The sequence below is a fragment of the Caulobacter sp. BE264 genome (assembly GCF_031457805.1).
In the GTDB taxonomy this organism is placed as follows: Bacteria; Pseudomonadota; Alphaproteobacteria; order Caulobacterales; family Caulobacteraceae; genus Caulobacter.
On sequence record NZ_JAVDXI010000001.1, the window covers coordinates 204,453 to 218,358 of the forward strand.

The window sequence follows — 13,906 nt, forward strand, 5'->3', positions numbered from 1 at the left end:
ATCGGATATAAAGATATCTTTATATCCCTATGAAGCTTACCGCCGAACAGGTTGTCGAGGTGCTGCGCGCCGCCGGCGAGTCCACGCGCCTGCGGCTGTTGGCCTTGCTGGCGGCCGAGGAGTTGTCGGTTCTGGAGCTGTGCCGGATCCTCGATCAAAGCCAGCCGCGCGTGTCGCGTCACCTGAAGCTCCTGGCCGAGGCGGGCCTTGTGGAGCGGTTCCCGGACGGCGCCTGGGTGTTCTATCGCTTGGCCGCCAAGTCGCCAGGCCGGTTGCTGGTCGAGCAGGCTCTGGACCTGATCGATGAGGGCGACGAGACCATCCAAGCGGACGCTGACAAGCTGGCCGCCGTTCGGGCCGAGCGCTCGACCGACGCCCAGGCCTATTTCGCTCGCAACGCCGCGCGCTGGAACGAGATCCGATCGCTTTATGTCGACGAGGCCGAGGTCGAGGCTGCGATCCTGCGCGCCACCGGCGAAGGCCCGTTCGACGAGATGGTCGACCTGGGCGCCGGCGCGGGACGCATGCTGACCCTGTTGGGCAAGCGAGCCAGCAATGCGCTGGGCCTGGATCTCTCGCAACAGATGCTGAACATCGCCCGCGACCAGGTTTCCAAGGCGGGTCTGACCGCCTGTGAACTGCGCCACGGCGACATCTTCCGCACCGGCCTGCCGGGGGGCTGCGCTGATCTCGTCACCGTCCACCAGGTGCTGCACTACCTGACCGATCCCGCGACCGCCGTCGCCGAGGCCGCCCGCCTCGTGACGCCTGGCGGCCTGCTGCTGATCGCCGATTTCGCCCCGCACGATCACGAATTCCTTCGCGAGGTTCACCAGCACCGCCGCCTCGGTTTCGACGACGCCGAGATCGTCGCCTGGATCGAGGCTGCTGGGCTTGCCCTGGAAAGCAATATCGCCCTGCCGCCCGCTACGGCTGAGGGGCTGACCGTCAAGATCTGGACGGCGCGCCGTCCCAGCAAGGCATCCCTCGAAAGGAGCGCCGCATGACCCTTCCGCCCACCCGCCGCGTCATCGGCCCCGTGGCTCGCGCCGGCGAGCGGACCGGCCGTCCGCGCGTGTCGTTCGAGTTCTTTCCGCCCAAGACCCCGCAGATGGAAGAGAGCCTGTGGGCGGCGATCACGCGCCTGGCTCCGCTGGACCCGGCGTTCGTGTCCGTGACCTATGGAGCGGGCGGTTCCACGCGCGAGCGCACGCACCGCACGGTCAAGCGCATCCTGGACGAGACCAGCCTGAAGCCCGCCGCGCACCTGACCTGTGTCGGCGCGTCTCGCGAGGAAGTCGATGAGGTCATCCGCGAGTATTGGGAGACGGGCGTTCGCCACATCGTCTCGCTGCGCGGCGATCCGCCTCCGGGCGAGGGCGGCATCGGCGGTGTCTATGTGCCGCGCGCTGACGGTTACGCCAACGCCACAGAGCTGACCAAGGCCGTGCGCGGGATCGCGCCGTTCGAGGTGCTGGTCGGAGTCTATCCGGAGAAGCACCCCGAGAGCCCCTCGCTGGATCACGATGTCGACGTCCTGAAGCTGAAGGTCGACGCCGGCGCGACGCTGGGTATCAGCCAGTTCTTCTTCGATCTGGATGCGTTCCTGCGCTTCGTTGACAAGGTGCGCGCCGCCGGGATCACCATCCCGATCGTGCCGGGGATCATGCCGGTCACCAATTTCGTGGGCCTGAAGAAGATGGCCGCCGCCTGCCAGACGGCGATCCCCGCCTGGCTGGGCAATCTGTTCGACGGTCTGGAGCACGACGCCGAGACCCGTCGCCTGATCGCCTGCTCGGTCGCCGCCGAAATGTGCGCCAAGCTGCAGGAACAGGGCTTCGAGGACTTCCATTTCTACACCCTGAACCGGGCGGATCTGGTGTACGCCATCTGCCGGGTGCTGGGCGTGCGCGAGGTGTCGCCGGCCGCGTCGGAGGTCGCCGCATGAAGCGCCTGATCCTGATCGCCGCCGCCTCGCTGCTGGCCCTCGCTCCCGCAGCCCAAGCCGACGACATGCCGGCCAACTGGACCAAGCCGACCAAGCCCTACCGGGTGGTCGGCAACATCTACTATGTCGGCGCCGAGGGCATCTCGTCCTGGCTGATCACCTCGTCCGAGGGGCACGTCGTGCTGGACGGCGGCCCCAACGCCGAGACGGGCAAGCTGGTCGAGCGCAACATCACGGCGCTGGGCTTCCAGCTCACCGACGTGAAGATCCTGATCAACAGCCACGCCCACTACGACCATGCGGGCGGTCTGGCGCAGCTGAAGGCCGATACGGGCGCCAAGCTGTGGATCTCACGTGGCGACGCGCCGGCCATGACGGCGGGCCATCATATAGGCGACAACATCTACGGCGCGACGCCGATGCCCGCCGCCAGGCCTGACCGGACCTTCGGCGACCAGACCAAGTTGAAGCTGGGTGAGATCGCCATGGTGGCCCACCTGACGCCCGGCCACACCATCGGCTGCACGAGCTGGACGACGGCGGTGGTCGAGAAGGGGCGGCCGCTGAACGTGACCTTCCCGTGCTCGCTGTCGGTCGCCGGCAACGTGCTGGTCGGCAACAAGACCCACCGAACCATCGTCGCCGACTATCGCGCCAGCTTCGCCAAGCTGCGCGCCATTCCCACCGACGTCATGCTGCCCGCCCACGAGGAGCAGGGGAACCTGCTGGCCAAGCGCCAGAAGCAGCTGCGCGGCGACGCCAACGCCTTCGTCGACCCGACCGAGCTCGCCCGGTTCGTCGACGCCTCCGAAGCCGCTTTCAACAAGGAGCTCGCGCGCCAGCAGGCGGCGGGGCCCAGCCGATGACCGATCTGTCCATCCGCGCCAACCGCGTGGCCGCGCTCAAGGCCGCCGCGAAAGAGAAGATCCTGATCCTCGACGGCTCCTGGGGCGTGATGTTCCAGAAGAAGGGGCTGACCGAGGCCGATTACCGCGCCGAGCGGTTCGCCGCCTACAACGGCCAGATGAAGGGCAACAACGACATCCTGTGTCTGACCCGGCCCGATCTCGTGGCCGAGCTGCACGACGCCTATTTCTCGGCCGGCGCCGACATCTCCGAGACCAACACCTTCTCGGGGACCACGATCGCCCAGGCCGACTATCACCTGTCGGAACAGGACGTCTGGGACATCAATATCGAAGGCGCGAAGATCGGCCGTTCGGTCGCCGACCGGTGGAACGCTGAGAACCCGGCAAGTCCGAAGTTCATCGCTGGCTCCATGGGGCCGCTGAACGTCATGCTGTCGATGTCTTCGGACGTGAACGATCCGGGCGCGCGCAAGGTCACCTTCGACCAGGTCTATGAGGCCTATCGCCAGCAGGTGGACGCGCTCTACCAGGGCGGGGTCGACCTCTTCCTGATCGAGACGATCACCGACACGCTGAACTGCAAGGCCGCGATCAAGGCGATCCTGGACTGGCGCGACGAGGGTCACGAGGAGCTGCCGATCTGGATCAGCGGCACCATCACCGACCGCTCAGGCCGCACCCTGTCGGGCCAAACGGCCGAAGCCTTCTGGAACAGCGTTAAGCACGCCAAGCCGTTCGCGGTGGGCTTCAACTGCGCCCTAGGCGCGGATCTGATGCGCCCGCACATCGCCGAGATGGCCCGCATCGCCGACACCCTGGTCGCCGCCTACCCGAACGCCGGCCTGCCCAACGCCATGGGCCAGTACGACGAGGAGCCGCACGAGACCGGCCACGCCCTGCACGAATGGGCCAAGGACGGTCTGGTCAACATCCTGGGCGGCTGCTGCGGCACGACGCCGGACCACATCCGCCACGTCGCCGACGAAGTGCGCGGCGTGAAGCCCCGCCAGATCCCCGAGCGCCCCAAGGCCATGCGTCTGGCGGGGCTCGAACCGTTCGAGTTGGCTTAGTGGCTATGGCTGCAAATTCCCTTCTCCCCTTGCGGGAGAAGGTGTCGCCGAAGGCGACGGATGAGGGGTCTCGCCGGCCCTTCAACCGCTGTCTCGCGGCAGCGACGTTTTTCAACCCCTCATCCGACCCGCTTCGCGGGCCACCTTCTCCCGCAAGGGGAGAAGGGATGACTGCTATTGGATCCTGAAATGCGCCCCGTCTTCGTCAACATCGGTGAGCGCACCAACGTCACCGGCTCGGCCAAGTTCAAGAAGCTGATCGTCGAGGGGAACTATCCCGAGGCGCTGTCGGTCGCGCGCCAGCAGGTCGAGGCCGGCGCCCAGGTCATCGACGTCAACATGGACGAGGGTCTGCTGGACAGCCAGCAGGCCATGGTCACCTTCCTGAACCTGATGGCGGCCGAGCCCGACATCGCCCGGGTGCCGGTGATGATCGACAGCTCCAAGTGGGAGGTGATCGAGGCCGGTCTCAAGTGCGTGCAGGGCAAGGCGATCGTCAACTCGATCAGCCTGAAGGAAGGCGAGGCGAAGTTCCTCGAACAGGCCAAGCTGTGCCTGCGCTACGGCGCGGCGGTGGTGGTCATGGCCTTCGACGAGGTCGGCCAGGCCGACACCGAGGCGCGCAAGGTCGAGATCTGCGAGCGGGCCTACAACACGCTGGTCGACAAGGTTGGCTTTCCGCCCGAGGACATCATCTTCGACCCCAACATCTTCGCCGTGGCGACCGGGATCGAGGAGCACGACAACTACGCCGTCGACTTCATCGAGGCCACGCGCCGCATCAAGCAGATGCTGCCCAATGCGCGGGTGTCGGGCGGGGTGTCGAACGTCTCGTTCAGCTTCCGCGGCAACGAGCCGGTGCGCCGGGCGATCCACTCGGTGTTCCTGTACCACGCCATCAACGCCGGCATGGACATGGGCATCGTCAACGCCGGCGATCTGCCGGTCTATGACGACATCGACCCGGTCCTGCGCGAGGCCGTCGAGGACGTGATCCTCAACCGCCCGCAACGCGATCCGAACCAGACCAACACCGAGCGCCTGGTCGAGATGGCGCCCCGCTACAAGGGCGAGAAGGGTCAGCAGCAGGTCGCCAACCTGGAATGGCGCAAGGGCACGGTGAACGAGCGCCTGACCCACGCCCTGGTCCACGGCATCACCGAGTTCATCGAAGCCGACACCGAAGAGGCGCGTCTGGCCGCCGAGCGTCCGCTGCACGTGATCGAAGGCCCGCTGATGGACGGCATGAACGTCGTCGGCGACCTGTTCGGCGCGGGTAAGATGTTCCTGCCCCAGGTCGTGAAGTCCGCCCGCGTCATGAAGCAGGCTGTTGCCTGGCTGATGCCGTTCATGGAGGCCGAGAAGGAAGGCCAGGAGCGCCAGGCCGCTGGCAAGGTGCTGATGGCGACCGTCAAGGGCGACGTCCACGACATCGGTAAGAACATCGTCGGCGTCGTGCTGCAGTGTAACAACTACGAGGTCGTGGACCTGGGCGTCATGGTGCCGGCCGATCGCATCCTCGACGAGGCGAAGAAGCACAAGGTCGACATGATCGGCCTGTCGGGCCTGATTACGCCGTCGCTGGACGAGATGGTGTTCGTGGCCGCCGAGATGGAGCGCCAGGGCTTCGACATCCCGCTGCTGATCGGCGGCGCCACCACCAGCCGCACCCACACGGCGGTCAAGATCGAGCCGGCCTATCGCCGGGGCCCCACGACCTATGTCGTCGACGCCAGCCGCGCCGTCGGCGTGGTCTCGGGCCTGCTATCGCCGGGCGAGCGCGATCGGATTATCGCCGAGACCCGCGCCGAGTATGTGAAGGTCCGCGAGCAGTACGCGCGCGGCCAGACCACCAAGGCCCGCACCTCGATCCAGGAAGCCCGCAAGCGCGCCTTCGCCATCGACTGGAAGGGCTACACGCCGCCCAAGCCGGCCTTCATCGGCACGCGGGTGTTCGAGCCGTCGCTGGCCGAACTGGTCCCCTTCATCGACTGGTCGCCGTTCTTCGCCAGCTGGGAGCTGATCGGCCGCTTCCCGCAGATCCTGGAGGACGACGTGGTCGGCCAGGCCGCCACGGACCTCTATCGCGACGCCCGCGCCATGCTGGACAAGGTGGTCGCCGAGAAATGGTTCGGGGCCAAGGGCGTGATCGGCTTCTGGCCGGCCCAGGCCCAGGGCGACGACATCGTGCTCTACACCGATGAGACCCGCGTGGCCGAGTTCTCGCGCCTGCACACCCTGCGCCAGCAGATGGACAAGGGCGCCGACAAGAGCGGCGAGGCCAAGGCCAATGTCGCCCTGTCGGACTTCGTCGCGCCGATCGGGCAGGGGGCCGACTATGTCGGCGGCTTCGCCGTCACCGCCGGCCACGGCGAGGACGAGATCGTCAAGCGCTTCAAGGACGCCGGCGACGACTACAGCGCCATCATGGCCTCGGCCCTGGCCGACCGCCTGGCCGAAGCCTTCGCCGAGTGGCTGCACCACAAGGCCCGCGTCGAGCTGTGGGGCTATGCGCCTGACGAGGACGCCGACGTCGAGCGCCTGATCGCCGAGAAGTACCAGGGCATCCGCCCCGCGCCCGGCTATCCGGCCCAGCCCGACCACACCGAGAAGGGCACGCTGTTCAGGCTGCTCGACGCCGAGGCGGCCACCGGTCTGCAACTGACCGAGAGCTACGCGATGACCCCGGGCGCGGCGGTCTCAGGCCTGTTCTTCAGCCACCCCAAGGCGCACTATTTCGGCGTCGGCAAGATCGACGCCGACCAGGTCGAGGACTACGCCCGCCGGAAGGGCTGGGATGTCGCCACGGCCGAGCGCTGGCTCTCGCCGATCCTCAACTACGATCCGGCGGCGCGCGCCCAGGGCGCTGCGGCGTGATCGCCTTTTGGGCGTGATCGGGCCTCGTGTGATCTGGAGTTGACCGCGTAGGAAAATCCCTCGAGGGTCCCTCGGGCGCTATGCGCGCTGACGGGGGCATTCGGGGGACTTCATGGACAACGGTGGGACGCCGGCGTCGGGCGAGACGCTGACTTTTGGCCATACGATCAGGCCAGCGGCTTTCGTCGGCCTGAGCTTGAAGAACGGCCTCCTCAACATCATCACGCTCACGCTCTACCGCTTCTGGGGCAAGACAGAGGTTCGGCGACGGGTCTGGTCCCACGTCACGCTCAACGAGGAGCCGTTCGAGTACACCGGCCGCGGCAAGGAGCTTTTCCTGGGCTTTCTGCTGGCGATGTTGGCGGTCGGGGCGCCGTACCTCGCCTTGATCCTGGCCATCCAGTTCGTCAGCCCGCTGTTCACGCTGCTGCTGATCCCGGTGTACATCGGGCTCATCGTGCTGATCGGCATGGCGATCTTCATGACGTATCGCTACCAGGCCAGCCGGACCCGTTGGCGGGGCGTTCGGTTCCACCTGAGCGGCGAGCCCAGCCGGTATGGCTGGAGTTATCTGGGCTACGCTCTGCTAAGCGGGATCACGTTCGGCTGGTACTCGCCGGCCATGACCATGAAGCTGGCGGAAAAGATCTGGAGCGGCATGCAGTACGGCGACCAGCGCTTGAGCTGGGCGCGCGCCTACAAGCACAATCTCTACGGCCCGTTCGCCATCGCGTGGATCGCCGGGATCTTCGGCTACGGCGCGCTCATCGCCGCGATTATCCCCAGTGCGGCCGCCAGCGCGAGCGCCGGAACCGAGCCCAGCGTTCTGCTGTTCTTGCGCTTCTATGCCTACGGGTTCGCCTATGTCCTGTTCCTGATCATCGCTACGGCCGCCTACCATGCCGCGGTGATGCGAGAGATCGCCGCGTCCATCCGCATGGCCGACGCGCGCTTCACGCTGGACGTCAAGGCCGGGGCGCTCATGGGTCTTACGCTCAGCAACATCGCCCTCATCGTCCTGAGCTTGGGGTTCCTGCAGCCGGTGGCGATGGCGCGGACCGTCAAGTTTCTGATCGACCGACTCTCATCGGCGGGAACGGCGCCGCTGATGTCGGCGCACCAGGCGCCGCGCGGGCCCAAGACGGGTGAGGGGCTTGCCGACGCGTTCGACGTCTCCCCGTTCTGACCGCGCGCATGAAGGGTCTGCTGCACGACGGTCTGGTCGCCCGTCCCTGGGCCGTCGAGGTCTCCATTGAGGCGGTGCGTCTGCGCGCGCGTGCGCCTGACGACGCCTCGATCGACCTGGACTGGCCGTTACCCGACGTGCAGGAAACGTTGCGCAGCGACGGTCGCTACAGCCTTTCTCGAAACGAAGAGGATGCGCGGATCATCGTTGAGGCCGACGATTGGCGCGCTCTGTCAGGACGCTCCGGAGCCGCCATCAGGCGGAGCGGCCGCCGGCGGGAGGCGAGGCTGATCAGCAGTCTCACCGTCGCCGGTCTAGGCGTCGCGGCCCTGGTTTTCGTCGGCATCCCCATGGCGGCGCGTCCGCTCGCGCTGAACACGCCCCCGGCGCTTGAGTCGAGGTTCGGCGCCAATATGGAGCGCCAGCTGAGCGTGCCGTTCCGGGCCTGCTCGTCCTCGCCGCGCGGCGCCGCCCTATTGAGCGGTCTCGGCGCGCGGTTGGGGGCGGCGTCGGATACGCCGTTCCCCATCAGGGTGCGCGCGGTCCAGGCCCCCTTCGTCAACGCCTTCGCCTTGCCCGGGGGCACGATCCTGGTCACCGGAGAGCTGATCGCGCGCGCCGAAGGGCCGGACGAGTTGGCGGCGGTGCTGGCCCACGAGATCGCGCATATCGAACGGCGTCACGCAATGCAGGCGGCGTGGCGGGCCATGGGGGCTGGCCTGCTGCTGGACGCGGTCGTCGGCGGCGGCAGCGGAGCAGGGCAGCAACTGATCGTTCTCGCGGGCGGGTTCGCTGATCACCGTTTCAGCCGGGCGCTCGAGGCCGAGGCGGACCAACGCGCGATTGAGCTGCTCCGTGCGGAAGAGATCTCAACCCGCGGCATGGCCGACTTTTTTGGCCGCCTGGCCAATCGTGAAGACACGCTGAAGCTGCGTGCGGCCGCCGAGTGGTTCCAGACCCATCCCGATACGGCGAACAGGGCCGAAGCGGCCCGCCGCGCCATTCGGCCTGGTCGCCCCGCCCTCTCGCAGCAGGAGTGGATCGTGCTGCGTAAGGTCTGTCGGTAGCTGCGAACCCATTTTGTGTAACGGCGTGCGATAAAATGTCTCGCGTCGGGACAGGGTAAGGATTTCCGCAACCGTTGGTATGAACCATGCGCCATCTCGGGGGAGAGAGATGGATCGCAGAAACATCGAGTTGAAGATCTTTGGCCTGATCGCCGGCATGGCGGCGGGCATGATCTTGCTCGCCGGTTTCGCCCTGACCGTCGCGACGCGCCAAGCTGATGTTCGTGAGCGTCAGTATGAGCAAAAGCTCGTGGAAAACGGGCTGAGGCAGCGTGGCCAGGAAATCCAGACGGCCATCAACCCCTATGTCATCTGGGACGAAGCGGTCATCAAGCTCGACAACGCGTTCGATCGGGCTTGGGCGGTCCAGAATGTCGGTGTTTCGGTCGGCGACGTGCTGGGCAACGACGTTGTCTTCGTGCTCGACGCTGGCGACCAGCCGATCTACGGCCGCATCGCGGGTAAGGATGTGCCTCTGAAGCAGTATGCGGCCTACCAGGCTCAGCTTGAGGACCTCGTGGGTCGGGTCCGTGCGATCGAAGCAGACCCCAAAAAGCTCGCCAAGCTGCGCACGGTCCATAAGAGCCGTGTCATCCTGGTCGGAGAGACGCCGATCCTGGCGACTGTTTCGCTTGTCCGCCCGGACCTCAAGGCCAAGACCAGGGGGCCGAGAGCGCCGCTGCTGGTGTCGGGGATTTCCGTCGCCGACAGCGTGGTTCAGGCCTTTTCAGATCGCTTTCTCCTGCACGACGCCCATATCCAGATCATCGCCGCAGGGCGCCCCGACACGGGCCAGGCCCAGCGGGTGATCGGCAAGGCGAGGGACGGGCGCCGGATCGTCATGCGATGGACGCCGCGTCGACCGGGGCAGGATCTCCTGAAATCCGCGACGCCGATCCTCGGCGGCGCGGTGCTGGCGGCGGCCTTCGGCTCGTTCCTGCTGTTCCGCGTAACCCGTCGCGCCGCCAAGAAGCTTCTGCTCTCTGAGGCTGAGGCCAAGCATCTGGCTCTGCACGATCCGCTCACGGGCTTGGCCAACCGCACCTTGTTCACCGACCGGCTGATCCACGCCCACAGCTTGTTGCGCCGCAAGCCAGGACACCTGGGGGTTTTGTGCATCGACCTCGACCGGTTCAAGGAAGTGAACGACAGCTATGGCCATGACGCAGGCGATCAGCTGATCCGCGAGGTCGCTCGACGCCTGAAGACGATCTGCCGCGAGACCGACACCATCTGCCGCCTGGGGGGCGACGAGTTCGCGATCATCCAGCCTGACACCGATCCCGCTGGCGCTGCGGCGTTGGCGCAGCGCGTGGTCGAGGGTCTTTCGGGCGAGGTCGACCTGTCGATCGGTCGTGCGGAGCTGTCTTGCTCCGTCGGCGTCGCGGTGGTGTCAGACGCTGAGCAAGGTCAGGCCGAACTGCTAAGGCAGGCCGACGTCGCGCTCTATCGCGCCAAGGAGGCCGGTCGCGGCCGTTTCGCCTTCTTCGAGCCTGAGATGGACGCAGCCCTGCGCCTTCGGAAGGGACTCGAGCGCGATCTGCGTGCGGCGCTGGAGCGTGAAGCGCTTACCGTCGCCTACCAGCCGCTCACCGACGCCAAGGGCGTCGTGGTCGGGGTCGAGGCTCTGGCGCGCTGGCGTCATGCCGACCGGGGCGAGATTTCGCCCGCGATCTTCATACCGCTCGCAGAGTCCTGCGGCTTGATCTGCCAGGTTGGAGCGGCCGTGTTCCGCCGCGCCTGCTACGACAGCCTGCGCTGGTCCGACCTTGAAGTCTCGGTCAATGTCTCGGCGATCCAGCTTTCCAATCCAGGCTTCGTCGACGAGATCGAGGCGACCCTTGCCGAGACGGGAGCGCGCGCTGATTCCTTCATGCTCGAGATCACCGAGACGGCCCTGCTGAAGGACAGCGACGGCGTCCACGGCGCCTTGCGCCGCCTGAAGCGAATGGGTTTCCGTCTGGCGCTGGACGATTTTGGCACCGGTTACGCCAGCTTGGCCTATCTGCGCCGACACCCGATCGACAAGCTGAAGATCGATCGCTCATTTGTGTCCAGCCTGCCGAACAACGAGGAGTCGATGGCCGTCGCCAGCGCGATCGTCAGCCTGGCCAGATCGCTCGGCTTGAAGACGACCGCCGAAGGCGTGGAGACCAAAGGGCAGTTGGACGCTCTGGTGAAGCTCGGGTGTTCGGAGTTCCAGGGATACCTGCTGGGACGCCCCATGCCGGCCGAAGCAATCTCCGAGGCGCGCGCGTCGTTCAAGGTGCGATAAGCCTCCACGCCCCGCTGCCCATGCGGAAGCTGGTCAAAGGCCCGCATCATCCGCATCCTGTCGCTCACGAAGCACCGGGAGGGGACCATGACAGGATCGGGCTTGAACCGCCGCGCCTTGGGCGCGCTGGCCCTGGGTGGCGCGGCGGCTGGATTGTCGGGTTGCGCGCCGCGTCATGAAACCGACCTCACGCCCAAGGTGCGGCAGTTTCCAAAGGACTTCGTGTGGGGCGTGGCTACGGCGGCATTCCAGACCGAAGGCTCGCAAACGGCCGACGGACGCGGACCCAGCATCTGGGACGTGTTCGAGAGGATACCGGGCCGTATCAAGAACGGCGACACCGCTGCGGACGCCACCGATAGCTATCGGCGCTACCAGGACGATGTCGACCTGATCGCCGGCGCTAGCCTCAACGCCTATCGTTTCTCGATGAGCTGGTCGCGGATTCTGCCGAGCGGGCAGGGACAGGTGAACGCGGCTGGGCTGGATCACTATTCCAGACTGGTCGACGCCCTGCTGGCCAAGGGGATCACCCCCTACGCAACCCTGTTCCACTGGGATCTTCCGCAAGGTTTGCAGGACAAAGGCGGCTGGGCCAACCGCGACACCGCCTTGCGTCTGGCGGACTACGCCCGCGCCGTGGTCGACAAGATCGGCGACCGGCTGAAGAACTACATCATCCTGAACGAGGCGGCGGTGCACACCGTGTTCGGCCATGTGCTGGGCGAGCATGCGCCAGGCCTCAAGGATGCCGCCCTGCTTGGGCCCGTCACGCACCACATGAACCTGGGTCAAGGTCTGGCGATCCAGGCCCTGCGCGCGACGCGGAGCGACCTCGCGGTCGGCACCACCATGGCGCTGCAGCCGTGCCGTCCTGCGGGCGGGCCGCTGGCGTTCTGGAACCGTCTGGCGTCCGACGGCCTCGATGAGATCTGGAATCTCGCCTGGCTGGATCCGCTGTTCAAGGGAACCTATCCGAAAGCGATGGACGAGCCGCTCAAGGGCGTCGTCCGGGACGGCGACATGAAGATCACGCGTCAGCTCGTCGATTTTCTGGGCGTGAACTACTACGCACCAGCCTACGTGCGGCTGGACCTGGCGGCGCCGAGCAAGATCGCCGCCGCCCCCGCGCCCTCTGACGCGGAGCAGGACGCGTTCGGCAGGCACATCGATCCATCCGGCCTGTTTGAGGTGCTGAACCGCGTCCGGCGGGAGTACGGTGCGCCCAAGATGTTGGTCACCGAGAACGGGTGCTCGGACCCGTTCAGCAGCGGGCCCGCGCTCCTGGATGACACCTTCCGCATCAAGTATCTGCGGCGGCATCTTGAGGCGGTGCTGGCCGCGCGCGAGGCAGGCTGCGACATCCGCGGCTATTTCGAGTGGACCCTGATCGACAACTTCGAATGGGACCTCGGCTACACCTCGAAGTTTGGCCTGACCACGATGGAGGCCGCCAGCGGACGCAGGATCCCGAAGGCCTCCTACGGCTGGTACAAGGCCCTGGCGCAGAGCGGGATCTTGCCGTCCTCCCCGTGAGGAGAGGCCTAATCCGCCTTACAGATCAGGACGTCCTTGCCCCCGCGCTTGGCCGGCAGCAGGCTGCCTGCGCAGGGGGCCGGGTTGGCGGGGTCGACGATGATCTCTTTGGACGTTGCGGCCGCAGGCTTCGCGGGGGCGGGCTTGGTCTTCGCCTTCGCCGGCGTGACCGTCGACGCCTCTGCGACGGCAGGCGTTGAGGCCGGCGTGGCGACCGGAGCCTCGGCCGGTGGGGCAGCTGGGGTCGGACGTTCAGGCGGCGCAGCGACGGGATCCGGCGTCGCAGGCGTCGGCGCCGGGGTCGTCGCAGAGGCCGCGTTGAAGTTCAGGGCGCGACCCAGGATCGAGGACTTCATCTCCAGCGTCTTGGCGCGTTTCTCACAATCGCCTGGAGGGCTCCAGCTCATCCACATCTGGGCCAGACGCGCCTTGTCCACCGAACTGGCGCCTTGCCAGATCGCCGCTCCGCGCTTCACCTGAGCGCCGCCATACTCAGAGATCGGACGCGGGCTCGCCTTCTCAGCGGCCGTAATCGCCGAGGCGAAGATCTTGAGGTCCTTCTGGGCTTGCGCGCGCAGTTCCGGATAGGTCTTCAGCGACGCCTCCACGCCATCAGGACCTGGGAAGGCCTTCTCGATGCGGGTCACCTCCGGCATCACCTGGTCATAGAGCGAGGCGTAGCCGCCCAGGGCGCCGTAGCACCAGGCGACATAACCGTACTCGTCGGCCGGCGGCGCATTCGGGCTTTGAGCGCCTGTCTGGCCGTCTTGGGCCAGCAGGGCCAGGGCGAGGAGGAGGGCGTTCGCCATGCGGGCGGAGGTCCTTTCAATCTAAGGGGTCTTGTCACTAAAGCATTTCGGTCCGGATTGGGACCGTAGCGTGGCGATGCGGCTTCATCGTCAAGCGGAGCCTCAACGGGCAAGGCGGCGTTCGGCTCCCGGGGCGCCGACCAGGCGCGCTTTCGCCGCATTGCACTAAAGTCATGTGAACGATCATTCTCATTGTGCTAGAAGCACCAAATGAGGTGATCCGGTCGCTTCGTCGTGCGTATCTCTCTTATCCGTTGCTGGTTTCGAGG

At 66.5% G+C, this 13,906-nt stretch carries 11 protein-coding genes; 10 read left to right on the forward strand and 1 reads right to left on the reverse strand.

The genetic code is table 11. The features are described 5' to 3' along the window. Positions 1 to 29 precede the first annotated feature (29 nt). From J2X45_RS00900 to J2X45_RS00945, 10 genes are all read left to right on the forward strand, one after another. Positions 30 to 1,007 carry a metalloregulator ArsR/SmtB family transcription factor gene (locus tag J2X45_RS00900; protein WP_310210000.1) on the forward strand — a complete coding sequence of 326 codons (978 nt, stop codon included), beginning with the start codon at positions 30 to 32 and terminating at the stop codon, positions 1,005 to 1,007. After that, entirely contained in the window at positions 1,004 to 1,948 is a 945-nt protein-coding gene (gene metF / locus J2X45_RS00905; RefSeq protein ID WP_310210003.1) for a methylenetetrahydrofolate reductase [NAD(P)H], read from the forward strand. Before J2X45_RS00900 ends, metF begins: the two co-directional genes overlap by 4 nt. Next, a complete protein-coding gene (blaCAU, locus tag J2X45_RS00910; protein WP_310210006.1) occupies positions 1,945 to 2,814 on the forward strand; it encodes a CAU/MBL1b family subclass B3 metallo-beta-lactamase in 870 nt (289 codons plus the stop codon). Before metF ends, blaCAU begins: the two co-directional genes overlap by 4 nt. After that, positions 2,811 to 3,887, forward strand: a complete 1,077-nt coding sequence (locus J2X45_RS00915; protein WP_310210009.1) for a homocysteine S-methyltransferase family protein — start codon at positions 2,811 to 2,813, stop codon at positions 3,885 to 3,887. Before blaCAU ends, J2X45_RS00915 begins: the two co-directional genes overlap by 4 nt. After that, positions 3,887 to 4,075: a hypothetical protein gene (locus J2X45_RS00920; RefSeq protein WP_096033527.1), complete on the forward strand. Its 189-nt coding sequence runs from the start codon at positions 3,887 to 3,889 to the stop codon at positions 4,073 to 4,075. Before J2X45_RS00915 ends, J2X45_RS00920 begins: the two co-directional genes overlap by 1 nt. Continuing rightward, positions 4,065 to 6,764 carry a methionine synthase gene (metH, locus tag J2X45_RS00925; RefSeq protein WP_310210016.1) on the forward strand — a complete coding sequence of 900 codons (2,700 nt, stop codon included), beginning with the start codon at positions 4,065 to 4,067 and terminating at the stop codon, positions 6,762 to 6,764. Before J2X45_RS00920 ends, metH begins: the two co-directional genes overlap by 11 nt. Before the next feature lie 112 nt (positions 6,765 to 6,876). Beyond that, entirely contained in the window at positions 6,877 to 7,950 is a 1,074-nt protein-coding gene (locus J2X45_RS00930; RefSeq protein WP_310210019.1) for a DUF898 family protein, read from the forward strand. 8 nt (positions 7,951 to 7,958) lie between these two features. Continuing rightward, a complete protein-coding gene (locus tag J2X45_RS00935) occupies positions 7,959 to 9,017 on the forward strand; it encodes a M48 family metallopeptidase (protein WP_310210023.1) in 1,059 nt (352 codons plus the stop codon). Positions 9,018 to 9,126: 109 nt separating this feature from the next. After that, positions 9,127 to 11,292: an EAL domain-containing protein gene (locus J2X45_RS00940; RefSeq protein WP_310210028.1), complete on the forward strand. Its 2,166-nt coding sequence runs from the start codon at positions 9,127 to 9,129 to the stop codon at positions 11,290 to 11,292. Between the two features lie 87 nt (positions 11,293 to 11,379). Continuing rightward, positions 11,380 to 12,828, forward strand: coding sequence for a GH1 family beta-glucosidase (locus J2X45_RS00945; RefSeq protein WP_310210031.1), 1,449 nt, complete (start codon positions 11,380 to 11,382; stop codon positions 12,826 to 12,828). Between the two features lie 8 nt (positions 12,829 to 12,836). Here the strand turns inward: J2X45_RS00945 and J2X45_RS00950 are convergent, their stop codons facing one another. Then, positions 12,837 to 13,637, reverse strand: coding sequence for a hypothetical protein (locus tag J2X45_RS00950; RefSeq protein ID WP_310210034.1), 801 nt, complete (start codon positions 13,635 to 13,637; stop codon positions 12,837 to 12,839). Between the last annotated feature and the right edge of the window lie 269 nt (positions 13,638 to 13,906).